The 23,470-nt window shown below is 72.5% G+C and carries 21 protein-coding genes; 6 read left to right on the forward strand and 15 right to left on the reverse strand.

All coding sequences use genetic code 11. From position 1 onward, the window contains the following. Positions 1 to 77: 77 nt before the first annotated feature. Positions 78 to 1,046: a serine hydrolase gene (locus ACVHNB_RS27590; protein ID WP_456226148.1), complete on the forward strand. Its 969-nt coding sequence runs from the start codon at positions 78 to 80 to the stop codon at positions 1,044 to 1,046. On the opposite strand, the gene mycP is transcribed toward ACVHNB_RS27590, so the two are convergent. Both mycP and ACVHNB_RS27600 read right to left on the reverse strand, forming a co-directional pair. Beyond that, positions 1,030 to 2,190, reverse strand: coding sequence for a type VII secretion-associated serine protease mycosin (gene mycP, locus ACVHNB_RS27595; protein WP_456226149.1), 1,161 nt, complete (start codon positions 2,188 to 2,190; stop codon positions 1,030 to 1,032). The genes ACVHNB_RS27590 and mycP overlap by 17 nt on opposite strands. Then, complete coding sequence (locus ACVHNB_RS27600; protein ID WP_428955853.1) at positions 2,187 to 3,458, reverse strand: hypothetical protein; 1,272 nt, start codon at positions 3,456 to 3,458, stop codon at positions 2,187 to 2,189. The genes mycP and ACVHNB_RS27600 overlap by 4 nt, the downstream gene beginning before the upstream one ends. A gap of 139 nt (positions 3,459 to 3,597) precedes the next feature. Here ACVHNB_RS27600 and ACVHNB_RS27605 point away from each other — a divergent pair, with 139 nt between their 5' ends. Further along, positions 3,598 to 4,800, forward strand: a complete 1,203-nt coding sequence (locus tag ACVHNB_RS27605) for an amino acid deaminase/aldolase (RefSeq protein ID WP_428955852.1) — start codon at positions 3,598 to 3,600, stop codon at positions 4,798 to 4,800. Between the two features lie 6 nt (positions 4,801 to 4,806). On the opposite strand, the gene ACVHNB_RS27610 is transcribed toward ACVHNB_RS27605, so the two are convergent. The 5 genes from ACVHNB_RS27610 to ACVHNB_RS27630 are packed head-to-tail and all read right to left on the reverse strand — an operon-like array spanning position 4,807 to position 10,610. Then, complete coding sequence (locus ACVHNB_RS27610) at positions 4,807 to 5,730, reverse strand: DUF2510 domain-containing protein (protein ID WP_456226150.1); 924 nt, start codon at positions 5,728 to 5,730, stop codon at positions 4,807 to 4,809. Positions 5,731 to 5,758: 28 nt separating this feature from the next. Then, positions 5,759 to 7,039, reverse strand: a complete 1,281-nt coding sequence (locus ACVHNB_RS27615) for a haloacid dehalogenase-like hydrolase (protein WP_456226151.1) — start codon at positions 7,037 to 7,039, stop codon at positions 5,759 to 5,761. A 33-nt stretch (positions 7,040 to 7,072) separates the two neighbouring features. After that, positions 7,073 to 7,855, reverse strand: a complete 783-nt coding sequence (locus ACVHNB_RS27620; RefSeq protein ID WP_428955849.1) for a 3-oxoacyl-ACP reductase — start codon at positions 7,853 to 7,855, stop codon at positions 7,073 to 7,075. Continuing rightward, positions 7,852 to 9,255 carry an aldehyde dehydrogenase family protein gene (locus ACVHNB_RS27625; RefSeq protein WP_428955848.1) on the reverse strand — a complete coding sequence of 468 codons (1,404 nt, stop codon included), beginning with the start codon at positions 9,253 to 9,255 and terminating at the stop codon, positions 7,852 to 7,854. Before ACVHNB_RS27625 ends, ACVHNB_RS27620 begins: the two co-directional genes overlap by 4 nt. After that, complete coding sequence (locus ACVHNB_RS27630) at positions 9,252 to 10,610, reverse strand: glutamine synthetase family protein (protein ID WP_428955847.1); 1,359 nt, start codon at positions 10,608 to 10,610, stop codon at positions 9,252 to 9,254. The genes ACVHNB_RS27625 and ACVHNB_RS27630 overlap by 4 nt, the downstream gene beginning before the upstream one ends. A gap of 94 nt (positions 10,611 to 10,704) precedes the next feature. On the opposite strand from ACVHNB_RS27630, the gene ACVHNB_RS27635 reads away from it, so the two are divergent. The 3 genes from ACVHNB_RS27635 to ACVHNB_RS27645 all read left to right on the forward strand — a co-directional run bounded on the left by ACVHNB_RS27635 (position 10,705) and on the right by ACVHNB_RS27645 (position 13,741). Then, entirely contained in the window at positions 10,705 to 11,430 is a 726-nt protein-coding gene (locus ACVHNB_RS27635) for a FadR/GntR family transcriptional regulator (RefSeq protein WP_428955846.1), read from the forward strand. Between the two features lie 128 nt (positions 11,431 to 11,558). After that, positions 11,559 to 13,004, forward strand: a complete 1,446-nt coding sequence (gene eat / locus ACVHNB_RS27640) for an ethanolamine permease (RefSeq protein WP_456226152.1) — start codon at positions 11,559 to 11,561, stop codon at positions 13,002 to 13,004. A gap of 38 nt (positions 13,005 to 13,042) precedes the next feature. Continuing rightward, positions 13,043 to 13,741, forward strand: coding sequence for a gamma-glutamyl-gamma-aminobutyrate hydrolase family protein (locus ACVHNB_RS27645; RefSeq protein WP_428955844.1), 699 nt, complete (start codon positions 13,043 to 13,045; stop codon positions 13,739 to 13,741). On the opposite strand, the gene ACVHNB_RS27650 is transcribed toward ACVHNB_RS27645, so the two are convergent. From ACVHNB_RS27650 to ACVHNB_RS27660, 3 genes are all read right to left on the reverse strand, one after another. Next, on the reverse strand, positions 13,695 to 14,036 hold the full coding sequence (locus ACVHNB_RS27650) for a hypothetical protein (RefSeq protein WP_456226153.1): 342 nt from the start codon (positions 14,034 to 14,036) through the stop codon (positions 13,695 to 13,697). The genes ACVHNB_RS27645 and ACVHNB_RS27650 overlap by 47 nt on opposite strands. A 99-nt stretch (positions 14,037 to 14,135) precedes the next feature. Beyond that, positions 14,136 to 14,678 carry a hypothetical protein gene (locus ACVHNB_RS27655; RefSeq protein WP_456226154.1) on the reverse strand — a complete coding sequence of 181 codons (543 nt, stop codon included), beginning with the start codon at positions 14,676 to 14,678 and terminating at the stop codon, positions 14,136 to 14,138. 158 nt (positions 14,679 to 14,836) lie between these two features. Next, positions 14,837 to 15,787, reverse strand: coding sequence for a LysR family transcriptional regulator (locus tag ACVHNB_RS27660; RefSeq protein WP_456226155.1), 951 nt, complete (start codon positions 15,785 to 15,787; stop codon positions 14,837 to 14,839). 70 nt (positions 15,788 to 15,857) lie between these two features. On the opposite strand from ACVHNB_RS27660, the gene ACVHNB_RS27665 reads away from it, so the two are divergent. Then, positions 15,858 to 16,985, forward strand: coding sequence for a TDT family transporter (locus ACVHNB_RS27665; RefSeq protein WP_428955841.1), 1,128 nt, complete (start codon positions 15,858 to 15,860; stop codon positions 16,983 to 16,985). Positions 16,986 to 16,989: 4 nt separating this feature from the next. Here ACVHNB_RS27665 and ACVHNB_RS27670 read toward each other — a convergent pair whose 3' ends face one another. From ACVHNB_RS27670 to ACVHNB_RS27690, 5 genes are all read right to left on the reverse strand, one after another. Then, positions 16,990 to 17,700 (reverse strand): helical backbone metal receptor, encoded by a 711-nt coding sequence (locus ACVHNB_RS27670; RefSeq protein WP_428955840.1) that lies wholly within the window; start codon positions 17,698 to 17,700, stop codon positions 16,990 to 16,992. Between the two features lie 9 nt (positions 17,701 to 17,709). Continuing rightward, entirely contained in the window at positions 17,710 to 18,297 is a 588-nt protein-coding gene (locus tag ACVHNB_RS27675; RefSeq protein WP_428955839.1) for a helix-turn-helix domain-containing protein, read from the reverse strand. A gap of 94 nt (positions 18,298 to 18,391) precedes the next feature. Then, on the reverse strand, positions 18,392 to 19,381 hold the full coding sequence (locus ACVHNB_RS27680) for a hypothetical protein (RefSeq protein WP_456226156.1): 990 nt from the start codon (positions 19,379 to 19,381) through the stop codon (positions 18,392 to 18,394). Between the two features lie 115 nt (positions 19,382 to 19,496). Then, positions 19,497 to 22,103: an ABC transporter permease/substrate binding protein gene (locus ACVHNB_RS27685; protein WP_428955837.1), complete on the reverse strand. Its 2,607-nt coding sequence runs from the start codon at positions 22,101 to 22,103 to the stop codon at positions 19,497 to 19,499. After that, positions 22,096 to 23,244, reverse strand: coding sequence for a quaternary amine ABC transporter ATP-binding protein (locus ACVHNB_RS27690; RefSeq protein ID WP_428955836.1), 1,149 nt, complete (start codon positions 23,242 to 23,244; stop codon positions 22,096 to 22,098). The genes ACVHNB_RS27685 and ACVHNB_RS27690 overlap by 8 nt, the downstream gene beginning before the upstream one ends. Positions 23,245 to 23,470 lie beyond the last annotated feature (226 nt).

Consider the following 23,470-nt stretch of genomic DNA (forward strand, 5'->3'; position numbering starts at 1 on the left):
GCGGACGGGCCCGGGTTCTCAGCGGACCCTGAGGTGCGGCTCATGGTCCGCACAGGACGGCGCCGGAGCATCGCGGCATGCCCCACGGAACCAGTCGTCGGCGGGCCCGTACCGACCGCCGGCATCCTCTGCTGTACGCGGCCGCCGCCTCGGCGGTGCTCGTCGCCGCCACCGCCGGCACTACGGTCTACGTGAAGGCGCAGGCACACGACGCGGCCGTCCTGGTCTCGCACGTGGCGTCCGAAGGAGGCTCCGTGTCACCGTCCCCCTCCCCCTCCTCCCCCTCCTCCCTCTCCTCCCCCTCCTCCCCCACCGTGGATCTGGACACCCGGCTCGCGAAGGCGGTGCGGGCCGCCGCCGACGGGCAGGACGGGGACTTCGCCGTGGCCGTCCTCGACGTGGCGGGCGGGACGGGCGCGACGTACGCGTCGGACGACGGGACGTTCGACACGGCGAGCGTGGTGAAGGTCGACGTGCTGGCCGCGCTGCTCCTGCAGGCGCAGGACGACGGGCGGGCGCTGACCGCGCAGGAGAAGACGTACGCCGTCGCGATGATCGAGAACAGCGACAACGCGGCGACCACCGCGCTGTGGGACACCATCGGCGGGGCGGACGGGCTCGACGCGGCGAACGAGCGGCTCGGGCTGTCCGGAACCAGTGGCGGCGACGGGCCGTTGTGGGGGCTGACCCAGACCACCGCCGACGATCAGCTCACGCTGCTGCGACAGGTGTTCGGCGTCGGGGACACCGTGTTGAGCGAGGCCTCGCGGGCGTACGTCCAGGAGCTGATGGGGAACGTCGCGGCCGATCAGCGGTGGGGGATCTCCGCGGCCGGCTCGGTCGACGCCGCCGCGCTGAAGAACGGGTGGCTGCAGCGGAGCACCACCGGGCTGTGGGACATCAACAGCGTCGGCCGGGTGGAGGTCGACGGGAAGCGGTACCTGGTGGCCGTGGTCTCCCGCGGCAGTGCGACGAAGGACGCGGGGATCTCGCTGGTGGAGAGCGTGGCGCGGGCCGCGGTGGGGGCGGTCAGCGACGACGGCTGAGCCGGTGGCCGCGCCACAGGTGGACGGCCACCCCGAGGAGCAGCGCGCCGAGCACGTAGGCGACCGGGGCGACCCAGCCGGCCGGTCCGTCGTCGTCCGGGTCGTCCGGGCCGGGGCCGAAGTACTTCTCGCCGTACGAGGCCGAGGTCAGGCCCTGCGGCTTCAGCTCGGCGCCCTCGCGGATCGCGGCGGCCGGGTCGACCATGCCGAAGCCGCGTGAGTCGTCGCGGCCGCCGGTCGGCGGGTCCTCGGCGGTGTCCTCCATGAGCTGCTTGATCTGGGCCGGGCTCAGGCCCGGGTGCGCGGCGCGGACCAGGGCGACGGCGCCCGAGACGAACGCGGAGGCGGCGCTGGTGCCCCACGCCGAGTAGTACTTGCGGTCGGGGTCGGCGGTGACGATGCCGCGGCCCGGGGCGGCGACGGTGGCGTACCAGCGGCGGGTGGAGAAGTAGGCCCGGTTGCCCGCGGCGTCGACGGCCGTGGCCGTGATGACGCCGGGGTAGGCGGCCGGGTAGGAGATGTGGTCGCCCTTCTTGCCGCCGTTGCCCGCGGAGGCGACGACGGAGACGCCCTTCTTGAGCGCGTACTGGACGGCCTCGTCCTCGCCCGCCTCGGCGTGGGCGGTCGGGGAGTCGTCGCCGAGGGAGAGGTTGATCACGTCGGCGCCGTGGTCGGCGGCCCAGCGGATGCCCTCGGCGAGCGCGTTGCCCCGGGTCTCGCGGGCCTTGGCGCGGGACGAATCGCCGTCCTCCAGGATCACGCGGACGGGCAGGATCTTCGCTTCCGGGGCGATGCCGATGACGCCGTCGCCGTGGTCCGGCCCGTGGCCGTGGCCCGCGATGATGCCGGCGATGGCGGTGCCGTGGCGGGCCCAGGGGCGGTCGCCGCGCTCGGCGCCGAAGCCGATGAGGTCCTTGCCCGCGAGGACGTTGCCCGCGAGGTCGGGGTGCTGGTCGTCGACGCCGGTGTCCAGGACGGCGACCGTGATGCCCTTGCCCTTCGTGGTGCGCCACGCCTCCTGGGTGTGCATGGCCTCCAGGCCCCACTGCTGGGCGCGGACCGAGTCGGCGTGCGCGGCGGTGGACGGGAGCAGGGCGAGGGCCGCCGCGCCGGTGAGGGCGGCGATCCGGTGGCGGCGGTTCATGACGGCTGCTCCGTGGACTTCTGTACGGCCTTGCGCAGGCCCCGTTCGACCCGGTCGGCGATGCCCTGGGCCTCGTGGCCGAGTCCGGCCTGGGCGGCGGTCGTGGTGGCGCCCTGCTTCATGGCGTCGGCGGCGGGCTGGGGGTCGGTGAAGGTGCGGCCGTCGGCGAAGCCCGAGACCGCGTAGACGACGACCGGCGCGTCGGTCAGGACGTTGATGCTCCAGGACGCGCGCTGGGCGTCGCCGAAGTCCGCGGCGGCGGTGCCCGGCACGGCGAACGGGCGGGGCACGAGGTCGGTGCGCCGGTCGAGGCCCTCGTCGGTGAGGCGGGTGCGCAGCGCCTTGGCCGCCTCGGAGTCGGCGCTGGTGAACATCAGGCCGACGGTGGTGACGTTGCTCTGTGTGGCGTCGGTGTACGTGGCCCGCAGCAGACGCTGGCAGCCGACGGGGCGCAGCGCCTTGTACAGGAGGGGGTCGAAGGCCTTTTGGCAGCCGCTGTCGGGGGCGACGCCGATCCGGGTCCAGGTGCGGTCGGCGCCGCCGGGGCCAGCCCCTTCGCCGTTGAGTGTGCGGGGGAAGAGCGCGTCGACGGGGATGCCGTGCCACAGGTCGGCGGCGCCGCGGTAGGCGCTCTGCGCGGACAGGGTGCCGTCGCTCTCGGCGCCGGTCAGCAGCGAGCCGGTGGCGGCGCCGCCGATCAGGCCGAGGCCGAGCACGAGGCAGGCCGCGGCGGCCGCGGCGCGCGGGCGCAGCCGGGCGCCGACGGGGCGCAGGCGGGTGGTGCTGTCGTCGTAGTGCTCGGGGCGGGCGAAGCGGACGAAGGGCCTGCCGGCCGCTCCCGGGAGGGGGGTGAGGTCGACGGTGCCCACCGCCCTGCGGGGGGCGGGTGTGCGGGGTGCTCCGGGCGGGGCCGGGGGGACGGGGCGCAGGCGGGTGGTGGTCTCGTTGGGGTGCGCATCGCCGCCGTCGGTGGTCGCGCCGCGCCCCGCGGGTGCGGCGCCGTTGTGGCTGCTCGCGCCGTTCCCCGCGCCCGTGGGCGGGATCGCCTCGGGGGGCAGTGGCACGGCGCGGGGCGTCGGCATCGGGGGCGGGGTGTCCGGGAACCGGGACGAGGGGACCGGCGGGGGTGGCGTGGCGGGCAACGGGGGCGCGCCGTCGGGGAGTTGGGGCTCGTCCGGCCGCGCGGACGCGGGCGCGCGGCCCGGTGGGGCGGTCGGCGGCGGGGGTGTCGTGGGACGCGGCGGGACACGTCGGGCTTCCGTGCTCATGCCTCCCCGTTTCCTCAGCCTGCGTGCGCGTCACTCTAACGGGCCTGCCCATGTACCGGGCGCATCAGTCCGCGGGCTCGGCCGATCTGCCCGGATCGTCCCTCTACCCTGCGGTAATCGGGTCTGGCAGGCTTCGGTCATGACACCGCGCGCCGCCGACCGGGCCCGCTTCGACCGGGCCACCGCACACCTCGACGCCCCCGTGGCGATCGTCGATCTGGACGCCTTCGACGCCAACGCCGACGATCTAGTCCGCCGGGCCGCCGGGAAGCCGATCCGGGTGGCCAGCAAGTCCGTGCGGTGCCGGGCGCTGTTGGAGCGGGTGCTGGCGCGGGACGGGTTCGCCGGGATCATGTCGTTCACGCTGGCCGAGTCGATCTGGCTGGCCCGGTCCGGGTTCGACGACGTGCTGCTCGCCTATCCGTCGGCGGACCGGGCCGGTTTCGCCGAGCTCGCGCACGACCCGAAGCTGGCCGCCGCCGTGACCGTGATGGTCGACGACCCCGCCCAGTTGCGGCTGATCGACGACGCCAGGGACGGGGGCCGCGAGGAGATCCGGGTGTGCCTGGAGCTCGACACGTCGTGGCAGGTGCTCGGCGGGCGGGTGCGGATCGGCGCCCTGCGTTCCCCGTTGCGTACGCCTGCCCAACTCGCCGATCTGGCACGGGTGGTGGCGCGCAGGCCCGGGTTCCGGCTGGTGGGGATCATGGCGTACGAGGGGCATGTGGCCGGGGTCGGGGACGCGGTCGCGGGGCGTCCGGTGCGCTCGCGCGCGATCCGGCTGATGCAGGCCGCGGCACGCAAGGAGCTGGCCGTGCGGCGCGGCGAGGTGGTGCGGGCCGTGCGGGCGGTGGCGCCGGACCTGGAGTTCGTGAACGGCGGCGGGACCGGGAGTGTGCAGCACACCGCCGCCGAGGACGCGGTCACCGAGATCGCCGCCGGGTCGGGGCTGTACGTACCGCGGCTCTTCGACAACTACACGTCGTTCAGCGGGCGTCCGGCGGCGCTGTTCGCCCAGCCGGTGGTGCGCAGGCCGGGGGTCGGGGTCGTCACGGTGCTGGGCGGCGGGTATCCGGCGTCGGGCGCGGCGGGTCCCGACCGGCTGCCGGTGCCGTATCTGCCGGAGGGGCTGCGCTACGACCCCCAGGAGGGTCCGGGCGAGGTGCAGACGCCGCTGCTGGGCGCGCCCGCCGACGATCTGCTGATCGGGGACAAGGTGTGGTTCCGGCACGCGAAGGCCGGTGAACTGTGCGAGCGGTTCGAGGTGCTGCACCTCGTGGCGGGCGACGCGGTGACGCGGACCGTGCCCACGTATCGCGGTGAGGGCTACACGTTCCTGTAGCCCCCGTCAGTCGCCGGGGCCGACGCTGCTGCCCACTCCCCCGCCGCCGTCCGTGGTGCCCACCGGCCGGATGCCCTTGACGATCCTGTCGAGGTCGGCGAGCGGCGGGGACGCGTGGCTCGCGTCGAGGGTGCAGCGCACGGCGACGAGCGACTGGGAGCCGACGCTGGAGGGGAACACCACCGACTGCACATAACCGCCGGGCCCCTCGGCCGTCGTGACCTTCCAGCGCACGAGGAAGCCCGAGCGTCCGGCGACCGCGATCTGCCGGGCGGCCGTGACCTTGTGGGAGGTCATGCCGCCGAACGGCCGCTGTCCGACGGCGTTGGTGTCGTACGCGAGGTCGGCGGCGTCGGCGACGTCCTTCCTGGCCAGGGCCTGGACGCTCGCGCCGACTTCAGCGTTGGTCACGGTGTGCGTGGCGACGGTGCCGCGGCGGCACAGGCCGTCGTCGTACGGGCAGGTGTAGGTGCCGGGCGTGGTCAGCAGGACGTCGTCGTCGGCGACGTTCTCGGCCTTCTGCCAGCCGTCGACGACGGGCAGCGTGATGCCGTTGAGCTGGTCGGTGACGCGGGTGGGGTCCTCGCTCGGGGACGGCGCCGCGCTGGTGGTGCGCGGCGGCGCCGTCGGCGAACCGGGCTGTGCGGTCGGCCCGTTGCGCGCCCGCGCCTCGTCCGGGCCGGCGTCGTCGCCGAGGATCACGACGACTCCGGCGACGATCGCCACGACGAGCGCGATCCCGGTGGCGACCACGGCGGCGATCCTGCCGCGGCCGCCGCCCGGCCGGGGCGGCGGCGCGAACGCCACCGGCGCGGGAGCCGCCGGCACCGGCTGTCTGCGGGCCTGGGTCCATGCCGTCCCGTCCCACCAGCGTTCGGTGGCCGGAGCGTGCGGATCCGGGTACCAGCCGGGCGGCGGCGTCATGCTCATCCCGGCACTGTAGGCCGGGCTCCGAAGGTCAGTACACCGAGTCGGTCTGATCGGGCACGACCGAGCCGTCGTCCCTCAGCAGTGGCCCGAATCCGCCCTCGGGCAGGTTGTCGGCGGCCGTCGAGCAGGGGTACGTGCCGGACTTCCGCGGCAGCGGCTCGATGAACATCGGGTTGGCGACCCAGCGTCCGTCGGCGTTGTCGTAGGCGCGGCACATGATCTCGTTCTTGTTGCGGTTGAGCACGAGGTGGGCGCCCGTCGCGTCGCCGACGAACGTGACGTCGGTGTCGGCGTCACCGCCGCCGAGCGCGATGCGCCGGTCCCAGCGCTGCTTGTCCCAGGCCGGCTTGCCCTTGATGCGGAAGATCTCCTGGTTGATCCAGCAGCGCTTGCCGTCGATGTAGGGGATGGCCTCGCCCTGGCTCACGGGGACGCCGCCGCAGCCTTCGTTGTACGTCGTGATGCGGCCCTTGCGGTCGAGCACGGAGCGGATGGCGATGGTGTGCTTCCGGTCGATGCCGACGCCGCGCGACCAGACCTCGGTCACGGGCTCGGACCCGGCGGACACGATGTAGACGTCGAAGCCGGCCTTCTGGAGCGTACGGATCAGGTCGCGCTGCTGGTCGTAGTAGCGGACGTAGCCGGGGATGGTGTGCGTGCCCAGTTTCTGGGTGGCGCCGACCGGCGCGGCCAGGGCCTCCTTGCGGGCGGCGGCCGCGTACGACTCCAGCTCGGGAACGGTGTGCCCGGCGAACAGCTGCGGCACCCAGGCGTACTGGGGCACCGTGCGGCGGTGGTTCCAGTCGCCCGCGAAGGCGGCCGCGCCGCTCATCGTCCTGCCGGACTCGCGGATGTTGAAGATCTCGTCCGTGCAGTCGGTGTCGGTGGAGGTGGGCAGCGGAGCGCCCACGGGGACGTCCGTGCCGCAGGCCGCGGTGAGGGCCTTGTCGGCCTCGTCCGTCAGCCACTTGCTGGTCTTCCTCCAGCTCGCGGGGCGCAGGATCTTGTCGTGCTTGAGGGACCAGGCGATGGTGGCGTCGGTGACGTCGTTCTTGGAGACGGTGTTGTCCCAGTCGAACGCGGCGACGGGACGCGGGCCGTGGTGGCCGTTGCAGGTCCCGCGCTCGTCGATCATGCGCTGGAGTTTCGCCCGGTTCTCGCCGTACCACGGCAGCTTCTTCGACAGCTGCGGGCAGGCGCGGTCGGTGGTGGGAGCGGACGTGGCGGCGGCCGCAGGAGAGACGAGAGCCGTGGCCACCAGTGCGGTGACCACGGCCGAAGTCCACGCGGAAACATTTCTGTTACGCATGCCTGGGGACCGTACACCTACATGACGCGTCCCCTACAGAGGCGTGACGTACGCGCCCGAGATCCCGCCGTCCACCAGGAAGTCGGTGGCGTTCACGAACGCCGCGTCGTCGCTGGCGAGGAAGGCGACGGCCGCCGCGATCTCGTCGGCCTCGGCGAACCGGCCGACCGGAATGTGCACGAGCCGGCGTGCCGCCCGCTCCGGGTCCTTGGCGAACAGCTCCTGCAGCAGCGGGGTGTTGACCGGGCCGGGGCACAGGGCGTTGACCCGGATCCCCTCGCGGGCGAACTGCACGCCCAGTTCGCGGGACATGGCGAGGACGCCGCCCTTGGAGGCGGTGTACGAGATCTGCGAGGTGGCCGCGCCCATCCGCGCGACGAACGACGCCGTGTTGATGATGGAGCCCTTGCCCTGGCGCCGCATGTACGGGATGGCGGCCTTGCAGCAGAGGTACACGGATGTGAGGTTGACGTCCTGGACGCGCTTCCAGGCCTCCAGGCCGGTGTCCAGGATGGAGTCGTCGTCCGGCGGCGAGATGCCCGCGTTGTTGAAGGCGATGTCGACCGAGCCGTAGGTGTCGTACGCGGTCTTGAAGAGCGCCTCGACCTGTTCGGCGTCGGTGACGTCGACCCGTACGAAGGTCCCGCCGACCTCGTCGGCGGCCTTCTTGCCCGCGGTCTCGTCGATGTCGCCGCAGACCACGTGCGCGCCCTCGGAGGCGAGGCGGCGCGCGGTGGCGAGGCCGATGCCGCTGCCGGCGCCGGTGATGACGGCGGTGCGGCCGACGAGCCGGCGGCAGATGTTCTCTTCGGTCACTGTGCGGGGCCCTCCGTGCTGATGAAGACGTTCTTGGTTTCGGTGAAGGCGGTGAGGGCGTCGGGGCCCAGCTCGCGGCCGAGGCCGGACTGCTTGAAGCCGCCGAACGGGGTCCAGTAGCGCACCGCGGAGTGCGAGTTGACGGACAGGTTCCCGGCGCGGACGGCGCCCGACACGCGCAGGGCGCGGCCCAGGTCCCGGGTCCAGATCGAACCGGCGAGGCCGTACGGGGTGGCGTCGGCGAGGCGGATCGCGTCGGCCTCGTCGGTGAACGGCAGCAGGACCGCGACGGGCCCGAAGATCTCCTCCACGGCGGCGTGCGAGTCGGCGGCTTCTGCGGTCAGCACGGTCGGCGCGAACCAGAAGCCGGGCCCGGTGGGCGCGGTGCCCCGGATGCCGGGGGCGGAGTCGGGCACGAAGTGCCGTACCCGGTCGAGTTGCCGACGGGAGATCAGCGGGCCCATCTGCGTCTTCTCGTCCAGCGGGTCGCCCACGACGACGGCGCCGAGCGCGTCGGTGAGCAGCGCCGCGCACTCCTCGTACACGGACTCCTGGACGAGGATGCGGGTGCGGGCGCAGCAGTCCTGGCCGGAGTTGTCGAGGAACGAGAACGGGTCGAGGGCCTGGCTCAGGTCCGCGTCGGCGAAGACGACGTTGGGGCTCTTGCCGCCGAGTTCGAGGGTGACCGGTTTGACCAGGGCGGCGCAGCGCTCCATGATCGCGCGGCCGGTGCGGGTCGACCCGGTGAAGACGATCTTCGCGACGTCCGGGTGGTCGACGAGGGCGCGGCCCGCGGTGTTCCCGTAGCCCGGCAGGACCTGGAAGAGGCCCTCGGGAAGGCCCGCTTCCAGGGCGAGTTCGGCCAGGCGCAGGGCGGTGAGCGGGGTCGTCTCGGCGGGTTTGAGGACGACCGCGTTGCCCGCCGCGAGGGCGGGGGCCGTGCCCCAGGCGGCGATCGGCATCGGGAAGTTCCAGGGGGCGATGACGCCGACGACGCCGAGCGGTTCACGGAAGGTGACGTTCCAGCCGCCGGGGGCGGGGATCTGCGCGCCGGTGAGGCGTTCGGCGCCACCGGCCGCGTACAGGAGCAGGTCCCGTACGTTGCCGGCCTCCCAGCGGGCGTTGCCGATGAGATGTCCGGCCTCGCGGACCTCCAACTGGGCCAGTTCTTCCAGGTGTCGGTCGACGGTGTCGGCGAAGCGGCGCAGCAGACGGGCGCGGTCGGCGGGGGCCGCGGCGGCCCAGCCGCGCTGCGCCTCGGCCGCGCGGCGCACGGCGCGGTCGACGTCTTCCGGGTCGGCGGCGGGGACGGCGGCCACCACCTCCTCGGTGGCGGGGTTCAGCACGGTCAGTGTGCTCGGATCGGCGCTCAGGTCGGTCTCCCGGTCGGGCACGGTCACAGCCTCTCGAATCCTCGGCGGAGCTCCCAGTCGGTCACGGCTGCGTCGAACGCGTCGAGCTCGACCCGCGCCATGTTGCGGTAGTGGGCGACGACCTCGTCCCCGAAGGCGGCCTTGGCGATGGGGCTGTTCTCCCAGAGCTCGGCGGCCTCGCGCAGGGTGGTGGGGACGTGCTCGTACTCGGCGGTGTAGGCGTTGCCGGGGCAGGCGTCGGGGAGTTCGAGCTTGTGCTCGACCCCGTACAGGCCGGCCGCGACGAGTCCGGCGACGGCGAGATGCGGGTTGACGTCGCCGCCGGGCAGCCGGTTCTCGAAGCGGAGCGAGCGGCCGTGGCCGACGACGCGGAGCGAGCAGGTGCGGTTGTCGTGGCCCCAGGCGACGGCGGTCGGGGCGAAGGAGCCCGGCTGGAACCGCTTGTAGGAGTTGATGTTCGGCGCGTAGAGGAGGGAGAAGTCGCGCAGGGCGGCGAGCTGTCCGGCGAGGAAGTGCCGCATCAGCTCGGTCATCCCGTCCGGCCCGGCCATCGCGTTGGCGCCGTCGGCGTCGGTGAGCGAGAGGTGGATGTGGCAGGAGTTGCCCTCGCGCTCGTTGTACTTGGCCATGAAGGTGAGCGAGACGCCCTCCTGCGCGGCGATCTCCTTGGCGCCCGTCTTGTAGATGGCGTGCTGGTCGCAGGTGACGAGGGCCTCGTCGTAGCGGAAGACGATCTCGTGCTGGCCCGGGTTGCACTCGCCCTTGGCGGACTCGACGGTGAGGCCGGCGCCCGCCATCTCGTTGCGGATGCGGCGCAGCAGGGGCTCGATGCGGCCGGTGCCGAGGACGGAGTAGTCGATGTTGTACTGGTTGGCCGGGGTCAGGCCCCGGTAGTTCGCGTCCCAGGCCTGCTCGTAGGTGTCCTTGAAGACGATGAACTCCAGCTCGGTGCCGACCTGGGCGGTGAGGCCGAGCTCGGCGAGGCGGTCCAGCTGGCGGCGCAGTATCTGGCGGGGCGCGGCGACGACGGGCGAGCCGTCCTCCCAGGCGAGGTCGGCGATGAGCATCGCGGTGCCCGCGTTCCAGGGGACTCGGCGCAGGGTGCTCGGGTCGGCGTGCAGGGCGAAGTCGCCGTAGCCGCGGTCCCAGGAGGACATCGCGAAGCCGTCGACGGTGTTCATCTCGGTGTCGACGGCCAGCAGGTAGTTGCAGCCCTCCGTGCCGTGCTCGAGCACCTCGTCGAGGAAGAACCGGGCGGCGAACCGCTTGCCCTGGAGCCGCCCTTGCATGTCGGGGAAGGCCAGGACGACAGTGTCGATCTCTCCGCTCGCGACGAGGGCGTGCAGCTCCTCGACGGCGAGCGGGGGTGTGCGGTCTGCCACGGGAAATCCTCCTTGGGTCCCTGGGGTCCCTTGGGTCGGCCGAGGGCCATAAGGTATTTCGGAGAACCATTGCTTGGGAAGGGGGTTGGGCCAGATGTCGCACACGGATGCCGACGGCGGCCTCGCGACGGTGCTGCGTCCGGTGCGGGCGGGCAACGGCTTCGAGGAGGCGCTGGAGCAGATCCTCCAGGTCGTCCGGCTCGGTCTGGTGCCGGGGGGCGAACGGCTGCCGTCGGAGAGGGAGTTGGCGGACCGGCTCGGGATCAGCCGGGTCACCCTGCGCGAGGTGCTGAAGGTGCTGCAGGACCAGGGTCTGGTCGAGTCGCGGCGCGGGCGCTACGGCGGCACGTTCGTGCTGCCCCGCCCCGGGGCGGCGGGCGAGGACGAGCTGCGGCGCCGCATCGAGGGCGTGGACGTGGAGGACGTGCTGCGCTTCCGCGAGGTCCTGGAGGTGGGGGCCGCCGGACTGTGCGCGGCGCACGGGCTCGACGAGACGCAGGCCGGCCGGCTGCGCGCCGCCCTGGCCGACACCCACGACGCGCCCCTCGCCGACTACCGCCGCCAGGACACCCTCCTGCACCTCACCCTCGCCGAACTGTGCGGCTCCCCCTCGCTGACCGCCCAGTACGCGGCGGTCCGCGCGACGGTGAACGATCTCCTGGACTGCATCCCGCTGCTGGTGCGGAACCTGGAGCATTCCCAGCGTCAGCACACCGCCCTGGTGGAGGCCGTGCTGGACGGGGACGCGGACGGGGCGCGGGAGATGATGCGCGAGCACTGCGGCGGCACGGCCGCCCTGTTGCGCGGCTTCCTCACCTGATCCGCCGAGGGCCCGCCACCCCGGGGTCGATTAACCGACGTGTAACGCAAGGGACTTGATTTCCGCACCGACCCCCGGCAAAGGTATGGCTCCATTCCATTGGACCTGAGCCGGGGAGCGGCCGCGCCATGACCTTGGGCAACCAGAACGCGCGCACACCAGCAGAGGGCGACGACTATCTGGAGCGCAGGACCCTGCGCCGCGGCAGCGCCGGCTGGCTGCTGCTGACCGGACTCGGCGTCGCGTACGTCGTCTCCGGCGACTACTCGGGCTGGAACTTCGGCCTCGCGGAGGGCGGCTTCGGCGGTCTCGGCATCGCGATGGCCCTGATGGGCGTGATGTACGCCTGCATGGTCTTCTCCCTCGCCGAGCTGTCGTCGGTGCTGCCGACGGCGGGCGGCGGTTACGGCTTCGCGCGCCGGGCGCTCGGCCCCTGGGGCGGATTCCTCACCGGCACGGCGATCCTCATCGAGTACGTCCTCGCGCCGGCCGCCATCTCGATCTTCATCGGCGACTACGTCGAGTCGCTCGGCCTGTTCGGGCTCACCTCCGGCTGGCCGGTGTACCTGGCCTGCTTCGTCGTCTTCATCGGCATCCATCTGTGGGGCGTGGGCGAGGCGCTGCGGTTCAGCTTCGTGGTGACGGGCATCGCGGTGGCGGCCCTGGTCGTCTTCGCGGTGGCGGCGCTCACCGACTTCGACCCGTCGCACCTCGACGACATCCCGGTGGACGCGAGCGCGTTCGGCGCGAACTCCTGGCTGCCGATGGGCGTGCTGGGGATCTGGGCGGCGTTCCCGTTCGGGATGTGGTTCTTCCTCGGCGTGGAGGGGGTGCCGCTGGCCGCGGAGGAGACGAAGGACCCGGCGCGGACGCTGCCGCGCGCGATCCGCTGGTCCATGGCGATCCTCGTCGTCCTGGCCGTCGTGACCTTCTTCGCGGCGGCGGGCGCGCGCGGCTCGGCGGCGATCCAGGAGGCGGGCAACCCGCTGGTGGCGGCGCTGCAGCCGGACGGGAAGGCCACGGCCTGGAGCCGCATCGTGAACTACGCCGGTCTGGCGGGCCTGGTGGCCTCCTTCTTCTCCCTCATCTACGCGGGCTCGCGCCAGCTGTTCGCGCTGTCCCGCGCGGGGTACCTGCCCCGCTTCCTCTCCCTCACCAGCCGCCGCAAGGCGCCGTACCTGGGGCTGCTCGTACCGGGCGCGATCGGGTTCGCGCTGGCGGCCGCGACGGGGGACGGTGCCCGCATGCTGAACGTCGCGGTGTTCGGCGCGACGATCTCGTACGCTCTGATGTCCCTGTCGCACATAGTGCTGCGGCGCCGGGAGCCGGAGCTCGCGCGGCCGTACCGCACGCCGGGCGGCGTGCTGACCTCCTCGGTGGCGCTGGTGCTCGCGTGCGCGGCGCTCGTGGCGACGTTCCTCGTCGACGTGACGGCGGCGCTCATCGCGCTCGCCGTGTACGTGGTCGCCCTCGGGTACTTCGGGGCCTACAGCCGCAGGCATCTGGTGGCGCGGGCACCGGAGGAGGAGTTCGCCGCACTGGCCGCGGCGGAGGCGGAGCTGGCGCGGGACTGACGACTACAGGCACGACCGAGGTTGGGGAGCACGGCACCATGGTGAGCAGGCCGCTGATCGGCATCAGCACCTACCTGGAGAAGAACACCAGTTGGGGGGTGTGGGAGCTGCCCGCGGCGCTCCTCCCGGTCGGCTATCCGCAGCTGGTCCAGTCCTCCGGCGGGCTGGCCGCGATGGTGCCGCCCGACGACCCGAAGCACGCGCCGTCGGTGGTGGCGCGGCTCGACGGCGTGATCGTCGCGGGCGGCCCCGACGTGGACCCCGCCCGGTACGGCGCCGGGCGCGACCCGCGCACGGGCCCCGCGGCGACCGAGCGGGACGCGTGGGAACTCGCCCTGATCCGGGCGGCGATGACGTCGGGTACCCCGTTGCTCGGCATCTGCCGCGGCATGCAGCTGCTGAACGTGGCGCTCGGCGGGACGCTGACGCAGCACCTGGAGGGCCATGTGAAGGAGGTCGGGACCTTCGGGCGGCACACCGTGACTCCGGTGCCCGGCACGCGGTACGGGGATCTGGTGCCGGAGGTGACGGACGTCCCGACGTACCACCATCAGGCCGTGGACCGGCTCGGCCGGGGGCTCGTGGCCTGCGCGCACGCCGACGACGGCACCGTGGAGGCCGTCGAACTGCCCGGCATGACCTGGGTCATGGGGGTGCAGTGGCATCCCGAGATGGGTGAGGACGCGCGCGTCACGGAAGGTCTGGTACGAGCCGCTGCCGCACCGCACGGCTTCTGAGCCAGGTCAGCGCGGCCTCGCCCTGGGCCCGTTGGAACGCGCGCAGCGTCGGCAGTCCCGGCGGGGCCGGCCGCGCGGCGTGCTCCAGCAGGAACCCGGCGAATCCGGCGAGCGTCCGCGTGACGCCCTCCGGGTCGGCGGTCCGGCCCAGCGGATGCCCGGTGAAGACCGCTTCGGGATCGGGGCCGCCCTGGGCCCGCACGCACGGCAGCATGACGAGCAGGTCGAACCAGCCGGCGGCGCGCACCGCGTGCGGCCAGTCGACGAAGACCACGTCCTCGGCGGTGAGCAGCATGTTGTCGGCGCGCAGGTCGGCGTGGGCGAGCGTGTCGCCCTCGGCGAACTCGGCCCAGGGCGCGGCGAGTTCGGCCAGCGCGGCGGCGTTGCGGGAGGCCTACGCGTCGAGCCCGGCGCTCTCCACCCGCCCCTCGTCCACCAGGCGCCGCCAGCCGTCGAAGTTCTCGGTGAACACGTCGCCGACGCGGCGGGCCGGGAACGGGGCGGGGGTGAGCGTCCGGGCCAGCCGCTCCACGGCCTCCAGCACTCGCCTCAACTCGCCCCCCTCCCAAGGCACTTGCGGCTGTCGCCCGGCCACGTCCTCGAAGACGAGAGCCACCCAGGTGCCGTCGTCGTAGGTGGCGAGCAGGCGCGGGGCGGGCACCTCGGGCGGCAGCGCGGCGGCGTTCTTCGCCTCGGCGCGATGGAAGCGGGGGCTCACCGGGTTCGCGTCCTCGCTGACGGCCTTGACGAAGACCCGACGCCCGTCGGCGAGCACGACCCGGGCCGCGACACCGGGCGAGAACCCGCCGCCCTGCGTCCGCGCCGCCACGACCGCGGCGCCGAGCGCGTCGGCGACCCCCTGCTTGACGCGTTCGGGAAGAGCGGCCCAGGGCGTACGGGGGCCACTGGCGGGCGGGGCTTGGCTCACCGGCGTCATGGGACGAGCTTGGGGGACGGCGGGCGGACGACGCCAACGGGTTTCCCCCCGACCAAACCCCACCGAGCCCCCTCCGGCGCTTGAGCAGCGGGGCCCGGGCGGAGCCCCGCGACCTCGGCCACAGCGCCCCGCACCACGTGGCCCGCCCGCGATCCGGCTCAGGCGGCCGACCGCGTCAACCCCAGCAGATCCCTGGCGGGCCCCACCGGCCGGTGCCCCGTGGGCCAGACCGCCCTGAGATCCCGCGCAAGCCGGACCCCTTCCAGCGGAATCCGGACCAGCCGCCGCGCGGACAGCTCCTCCCCGACCGCCAGCTCGCTCAGAACGGAGGGCCCCGCCCCGCTCACCGCCGCCGCCTTCACCGCCGTCGTCGACGACAGTTCGATCAGGGGGCGGGCCAGACCGCCGAGCGCCGCGTCGAGCACCTGCCGGGTACCCGACCCCTGCTCCCGGAGGATGAGCGGCGTGGCCGACAGCTCCTCCGCGGTGAGCGGCCGGCGCCGGCGGGACCACGGATGACTCGGGGCCGTCACCACGATCAGCCGGTCGTGTGCGATGACCGTCGCGTCCAGACCGGCGGGGACCGACAGGCCCTCCACGAACCCCAGATCCGCCTCACCCGCGAGCAACCGCTCGGCGACCGTCGCGGAGTTCCCGGCGAGCAGCGACACCGCCGTGTCGGGCCGCGCCGCCCGCAGCGCGATCAGCCAGCGCGGCAGCAGGTACTCGGCGATCGTCATGCTCGCCGCCACCCGCAGGCGCGAGTCCCGCCGGTCGCGCAGCGCCTGCACCCCGGCGTCGAACTCCTCCGCCGCCTCCACGACGCGCCGCGCCCAGTCCGTGACCAGCGCGCCGGTGTCCGTGAGCCGGGAGCCGCGCGGCGAACGGTCGACGAGGGCGAGTCCGAGCTGCCGCTCCATGGACCGGATCCGGCTGCTCGCGGCGGGCTGGGTGATACCGAGCTCGCGCGCGGCCCCGCCGAGACTGCCAAGACGCGCCACGGCCAGCAGCAGTTCCAGCGCGCCGAGATCGGGGATGCGGTGCGCGAGCATGCCGGGCGGCAGCGCCGGGTCCGTGGGAACCGTGGGCTCACTGCGCTCCTTGCTCATAAAGGCAGCTTATGCCCCCATAGCGGCAACGTCCCTGGTGGGGGCCCCGGCCGCGCGCGACGGTGGAGCCATGGTCACCGTCGCCCACCCCACCGCCCCCACCGCGGCCCTGAACGTCCGCGCCGCCGCCGTCCGCCACCTCGGCCCCAACTGGTACGCCGCCGTCATGGGCACCGCGATCGTCGCGAACGCGGGCGCGACCCTCCCGGTGCGGTTCACCGGACTGCGGACGGCCTGCACGGTCGTCTGGGCGCTGGCGTGCGCGGCGCTGCTCGTGCTCCTCACCGCGCGGGCCCTGCACTGGAGGCACCACCGCGACCAGGCCCGGGCGCATCTCCTGGACCCCGCGGTGGCCCCGTTCTACGGCTGCCTGTCGATGGCGCTGCTCGCGGTGGGCGGCGGCACGCTGCTGGTGGGCCGGGACTGGATCGGGCCCGAGGCCGCGGTGTCCGTCGGCGCGGCACTGTTCGTCGCGGGCACGCTCATCGGGCTCGTCGCGGCCGTGACCGTCCCGTATCTGATGGTGGTCCGGCACCGGATCGAGCCGGGTCAGGCCTCTCCGGTGTGGCTGCTGCCCGTCGTGGCGCCGATGGTCTCCGCCGCCGTCGGACCGCTGCTGGTGCCGCACCTGCCGGCCGGGCCGTGGCAGCAGACCCTGCTCCTCGCCTGTGACGGCATGTTCGGCGTGAGTCTGCTCGCGACCCTCGTCATGCTGCCGGTGATCTTCGCGCGCCTCGTCACCACGGGTCCGCTCCCCCTGGCGCTGACGCCGACCCTGTTCCTCGTGCTCGGCCCGCTGGGCCAGTCGACGACCGCCGCGAACAAGTTCGCCGATGCCGCGGCCGGTGTGCTCCCCGCGTCGTACGCGCACGGCTTCACCGCGTTCGCGGTCCTCTACGGCGTCCCGGTGATGGGCTTCGCCCTGCTGTGGCTGGCGCTCGCCACCGCCCTCGTGGTGCGGGCCCGCCGCCGGGGCATGGGCTTCGCGATGACGTGGTGGGCGTTCACCTTCCCCGTCGGCACCTGTGTCACCGGCGCGGAGGGGCTGGGCCGGCACACCGGCCTCGCCGCGTTCGACACGCTCGCCGTCGTGCTCTATGCCGTCCTCGTCGCGGCCTGGGCGGTGGCCGCGGCGCACACGGCACGCGGCCTGCTCGGCGGCCGGCTCCTCGCGGCGCCCGCACCCGCCGGGGCCTGACGGCTCAGCGCCCGCGCAGGGCCGCGCCGAGCACCTGTGGCGCCTCCCCCAACGAGGGCCCGTACCAGGTCAGGTGGCGCCCGCTGACCAGCGCCGCGGGAACGGCGAACGCCTCCGGCCCGTCGTCGGCCGTGAACCGGTACGGCTCGTCGGGGAGGACCACCAGGTCCTTCTCCACCGCGTCCAGTGCGTCGAGCGGGGTCCGCGGGTAGCGCTCGGCGTGGCCCGCGTACACGTTGTCGACGCCGAGCCGGGCCAGCAGGTCACCGGCGAAGGTGTCCCGGCCGAGCACCATCCACGGGCGGCGCCAGATCGGCACGACGGCCCGCAACCGGCGCTCGGGCGCGGGCAGTCCGGCCCACGCCGCCTCCGCCTCGTCGAGCCAGCGGGGCCGCGAGAGCGCCCCGCACACACGCAGCACCCGGTCCAGTTCCCTGATGGCCTGCGGCAGTTCACGGATCTCGGTGACCAGCACCTCGATGCCGGCGGCGCGCAGGGCCGCCAGATCGGGCTCCCGGTTCTCCTCCTCGTTGGCGAGAACCACGTCGGGGCGCAGGGCGACGATCGCCGGCACGTCGGGGTTCTTGGTACCGCCGATCCGGACCACGTCGAGGTCCACGGGGTGGCTGCACCAGTCGGTCGCGCCGGCCAGTGCGCCCGGCAGGGTGACGGCGACGGCCTCCGTGAGCGACGGGACCAGGGAGACGACCCGCACGGCGGCCGGCTACTTGGGTCCGGGCTCGTCGACCGCGTCGATGTGCTCCGCGACCGCGACCACGAGGACCCGCGCCTCCGCCACGGTGGCCCGCCACCGGTGCCGTACGCCACCGGTCAGATACAGCGTGTCGCCGCGCACCAGCCGGTAGGCGCGCCCCTCGGCCTCCACCTCGACGGCGCCTTCGGTGACATGCATCAGGACGTCGTTGCGCAGCTGGAACTCGCGGCCCGGGTCGTGGTCGCCGACGAACTCCTGGGCGTGCATCTGGTGGTGGCCGCGGACCAGGGAGCGGACGACGAAGCCCGCGCCGTCGCCGCCGGCGGTGTCCTCGACGCTGGTGTCGTCGGCGCGCACCAGGTCGACGGTGCGGGCCGGATCCGCGGCGGCGAGCAGTTCGACGGCGGTGGTGCCGAGGGCGTCGGCGACCTTCTCCAGGGAGCGGCGGCTGGGCCGGGCCCGCTCGTTCTCGACCTGGCTGAGGAACGGCACGGACAGGCCGCTGCGCTCGGCGACGGCGGAGAGGGTCAGTTCGAGAGTCCGTCGCCGGCGCCGGACGGCCGCGCCCACGCGCAGTGTCTCCTTGTGCTCATCCATGACTTCCGCTCCCTCCCGCCGATTGCCCTGTTCGTTTGATTGCACCCTACGCATGTTCGCCAGGCGGTTTCATGCGAGCGGAGGAAGCCGTGCGTCACGATCGGGCCGTCGACCCCAGCTCCCGCCAGTACAGAAGCTGGCCCGACTCACCCGGCGCCGCACCCTCCCTGGGGATGAACAGGCTTACCAGGAGCGCGGGGCGGCCGCCAGGGTCGGTGAGGAGGGTCGCCGACGGATTGGCGAAGGACGTCGAGCCGCGGTGGGTGCGCAACGGGATCCGGTCGGCTCGGCCGGACGCGGGATCGTAGGCGTACGTGGACCAGCCCGCGAAGTCGTCGCGCAGCCGTTGCCCCTCGATGAGTACCATCGGCTGCCCGGCCAGTTCGAGCGGGGCGCGGTCGCCTATGTTCCCGGAGTTGCCGTACGCCTCGACGGCCCGGTCGAGACGGGGCACCGGCGCCGCGTGCCAGTGGGTGAAGTCGCGCAGGGTCGCGGTGAGCTGGCGGTCGGTGTCGCAGTCGGCGCGGTAGTGGCCGGTCAGTTCGACGGTGTCACCGTGCACGGCCGTGATCGCCGGGGTGCCCTCGGCGCAGGACGACAGGGTGCGGGGCGCGTCGAAGGAGCGCGCGGACCGTCCGGCGAGCAGCGCCCGCGGACCGTCGTAGCCGCGGACCGCGATGTGGTTGTCGGGGTCCTTCTCGTACGCGAGGACGTAGCCGCCGCGGCCGTCGGCGGCGAGCGTCGGCTGGCTGGATCCCGGGCCGAAGTCGTGGCGGCGCTGCCAGTGCACGAGGTCGGCGGAGGTGGCGACGGCCGCGTGGAACCGGCCGTCGGCCAGCATCGTGTGGTACACGGCCAGATACGTTCCGTCGCCGTCCTGGACGATCTGCGCGGCGTCCATGGTGCGGCCGGTGCGGTCCGTGGCCCCGTAGCGGTGGCCGTCCGCCTGCGTGACATCAGCGGCAAGTGCCGCAAAACGGGCGGTGGCCGCCGAGGCCGGGGAGGCGCTGGCGGCGGGCAGCTGCGTCAGGAGCAGGACGGCGGCGAGCGCGGCGGCAAAGGCACGGAGCCCGGCGGCGGTCACGGTGCTGTCGAGCGTACGAACGCGAGCGGTGCGCGGGGAACCGAACGAGGGGTGGGTTCCCTCACAGCGACTGCTGCGACGGAACCCACCCCTCGGGTGCGCAACTCCGGGATCGTCAGGAAGCGGTCATCCGCTGCTCGACGTCCTGGTGCTCCTTCAGCCAGGCGGCGACGGCCTCTTCCTCATGGCCCTGACCGCGGTTCTTGATCTCGGCCTCCAGGCTGCCCAGCTCGTCCTCGCTCATCTTGAAGTTCTTGAACCACTTCGTGAGCTGCGGGTACTTGCTCGGGAAGTCCTTGTGGGAGATCGTCCGGATCGTGTTGCCCTCACCGAACTTCTTCTTCGGGTCGGCCAGCTTGGTGAGCTTGTAGTCGCTGTACGCCCAGTGCGGCGACCAGAGCACGACCGCGATCGGCTCCTTCTTCGCGTAGGCGCGCTTCAGCTCGGCCAGCATCGCCGGCGTGGAGCCGTCGACGACCTTGTACTCCTTGTCGAGGCCGTAGCCCGGCAGCACGTCCTTCTTCAGGAGGTTCATCTCGCCGGTGCCCGGCTCGATCCCGATGATCTTCCCGTCGAAGGTCTTCGACTTGCCCTTGAGGTCCGCGAGGGACTTGACGCCCTTCACGTACGACGGGACGGCGACTTCCAAGGAGGTCGGGCTGTACCAGCTGCCCAGGTCCTTCAGATTCGCCTTGTTCTTGTTCCAGTAGTTGCTCTGGGCGTACGGCAGCCAGGCGTCGAAGTTGACGTCGAGGTCACCGCTGGCCAGGCCGGTGTAGACCGGGCCGACGTCCATCTGCTTGAGGTTCAGCTTGTAGCCGCGCTTCTCCAGGACGTTCTTCCAGAGATACGTGACGGCGACGTCCTCGTCCCACGGGAACCAGGCGACGTTCACCGGACGCTTGGTCTCGGCCGCGTTCGACTTCTTGACCGGGGCCAGCTTGTCGACGACGCCCGGGTTCTTCTTCAGCCAGGCCTTGACGGCGTCCTGCTGGTTGCCCTTGCCGGCCTTGTTGATCTCGGCCTCGAGACTCGTGAGCTGCTTCTCGCTCAGCTTGAAGTCCTTGAGCCACTTGTTGACCTCGGGGAACTCGGTGCCGAAGCCCTTGCGCGCCAGCGAGTGCACGCCGTCGCCCTTGCCCCAGGCGCCCTTCGGGTCCTTGAGCTTCTTCAGGTCGTAGTCGTTGTACGCCCAGTGCGGCGACCACAGCGGAACGACGATCGGCTGCTTCTTGGCGTACGCGCGCTTCAGCTCGGCCAGCATCGCCGGCGTGGAGCTGTCGACGACCTTGTACTCCTTGTCGAGGCCGTACTCCTTGAGGATCTTGCTCTTCAGCAGAGCCGTCTCACCGGCGCTGGACTCGATGCCGGTGATCTTGCCACCGAACTTGGAGCCCTGGCCCTTGAGGTCCTCGAGGGAGTCGATGCCCTTCATGTACGCGGGCACGGTCAGCTCCAGGGACGTCGGGCCGTACCAGGAGCCCAGGTCCTCGAGCTTGTCGCCGTACTTCTTCCAGTACTGGGCGTGCGTGGTCGGCAGCCAGGAGTCCGTCTCGAAGTCGACGCTGCCCTGGGCGAGCGAAGTGTAGAGCGGTCCGGCGTCGAACTGCTTGGCCTCGACCTCGAACCCGCGCTGCTCCAGGATCTCCTTCCACAGGAACGTGGAGGCGACGCCCTCGTCCCAGGGGATGTAGCCGATGGAGATCTTCTTGCCCTGGCCGACGTTCGAGCTGTCGCCGGAGGCCGTCGTCGACGAGGAGCCGCCGAAGATGCCCATGCCGCCCGCGACGAGCGCGAGGACCACGACACCGACCACGGCGACGGCCGGGCGGGGACGGTACGACCAGATCTTCAGGCCCTGCGCGGAGCGCACCTTGGCGAGCGCGCGGCGGCCGAGCGGCGAGACCTGCTGGCCGAGCGAGCTGGTCATGCGGTCGAGGTAGATCGCCAGGATGACGATCGAGATGCCGGACTCGGCGCCGAGGCCCACGTTCAGCTGGCCGATGGCCTCGTTGACCGCGCCACCGAGGCCGTCGGTGCCGACCATGCCCGCGATGGCGGCCATGGACAGACCCAGCATGATGACCTGGTTGACACCGGCCATGATCGTCGGCAGGGCGAGCGGCAGCTGGACGCGCAGCAGGGTGTTGCGCGGCGTCGTGCCGAACGCGTCGGCGGCCTCGACCAGTTCCTTGTCGACCTGCCGGATGCCCAGCTCGGTCATGCGCACGCCCGGGGGCAGCGCGAAGATCAGGGTCGCGACGATGCCGGCGGGCGCGCCGGAGCCGAAGAACAGGATGGCCGGGATCAGGTAGACCATCGCCGGCAGCGTCTGCATCAGGTCGAGGACCGGCCGGAAGAGGCCGCTGACCCGGTTCGACCGGGCCGCCCAGATGCCGAGCGGCACGGAGATGACCAGCGCGATGATCGTCGACACCAGGACGAGCGACAGCGTGAGCATCGCGTCGTCCCACAGTTCCAGGTTGTCGATGAACCAGAACCCGGCGAAGGTCAGCACACCCGCGGTCGTGCCGCGCAGCCAGAAGGCGATCACGGCGAAGATGCCGGCGAGCAGCAGCGGCTCGGGGGCCTGCAGTACGTCGCCGATGCCGGTGTAGAGGCCGTCGAAGACGTCCTTGAAGAAGTCGAAGAGCCAGGCCATGTGGTCGAGCATCCAGTCGACCACGTTGTTGACCCAGTTGCCGAAGGGGATCCTAGGCACCGGCGTTCACCTTCTCCACCGGGCCGTCGCCCTCGCCACGCGGCGTCGGGACGGCGTCCTTCGGTTCCTCGGCGAGGCCCGTGGCCGCGCCGTCGCTCTCGTGCCCGCTCTCCACGGACTTCATGGGCTCGCCCAGCACCGCGAGCAGCCGCTCGCGCGGGACGACACCGACGACCTCGCCGTCGTCGCCGGTCACGGCGACGGGTGTCTCGCTGGTCGCGCAGGGCGTGAACAGCTCGATGATCGGGGTGTCCTCGGTGACCGTGGCCGGGGCGTCGGCCGCCGTGTACCCCTTGCCGGGCGTGGCCATGATCGCGCCCGCGGTCAGCACGCGGGCCCGGTCGACGTCCTGGGTGAAGGACGCGACGTAGTCGTTGGCCGGGGTGACGAGGATGTCCTCGGCGCTGCCGATCTGGACGATGCGGCCGTCACGCATGACGGCGATGCGGTCGCCCAGGCGCATGGCCTCGTTCAGGTCGTGGGTGATGAAGACGATGGTCTTCTTCAGGGTCTTCTGCAGGTCGAGCAGCTGGTCCTGCATGTCGCGCCGGATCAGCGGGTCGAGCGCGCTGAACGACTCGTCCATGAGGAGCAGGTCGGCGTCGGTGGCCAGGGCGCGGGCAAGACCCACACGCTGCTGCATACCGCCGGACAGCTCGTCGGGGAAGGACTTCTCCCAGCCCTCCAGGCCCGCGAGACGCAGCGCCTCGGAGGCACGGGCCTCCCGCTCGACGCGGGGCACGCCCTGCACCTCGAGGCCGTACGCCGCGTTCTCCAGGACGGAGCGGTGCGGGAACAGCGCGAAGTGCTGGAAGACCATGCTGATCTTCTTCGAGCGGACCTCGCGCAGCTCACGGGACGACAGCTGCGTCAGATCCTCGCCGTCGAAACGGACGTGTCCCGCAGTGGGCTCCAGCAGTCCGTTCAGCATGCGCAGAAGGGTGGACTTGCCGGATCCCGACAGACCCATGACGACGAAGATCTGGCCGGGCTCAACGGTGAAGGAAGCGTCGATCACGGCGGCCGTGGTGCCGTCGGCGCGCAGTTCCTCACGGTCGGCTCCGCGACGGAGTGCCTCCACCGCCTCATCGGGTCGTCTGCCGAACACCTTGTACAGGTCTTCGGCTTCAAGCCTGGACACATACACCTCTCGGGTCGAACCAAGACGGCCCGCCTCCCCCGCCGGCGGGCCGTGGAGCGGTGCGGGGTCTGCCCGCCGGGCCGGTCAAACGTTCACTAGTTGAACGTGTGACTGGATTCGCTCCGGATCGGCGCCTGCCCGGGCTTATGCCGATCAAACAGAAGAGTGGCCCAGTTCACATTCCGTTCACGATCATCGACAGATCCCGCACAACCGGTGACTGTCG

This window comes from Streptomyces sp. YJ-C3 (genome assembly GCF_053891275.1).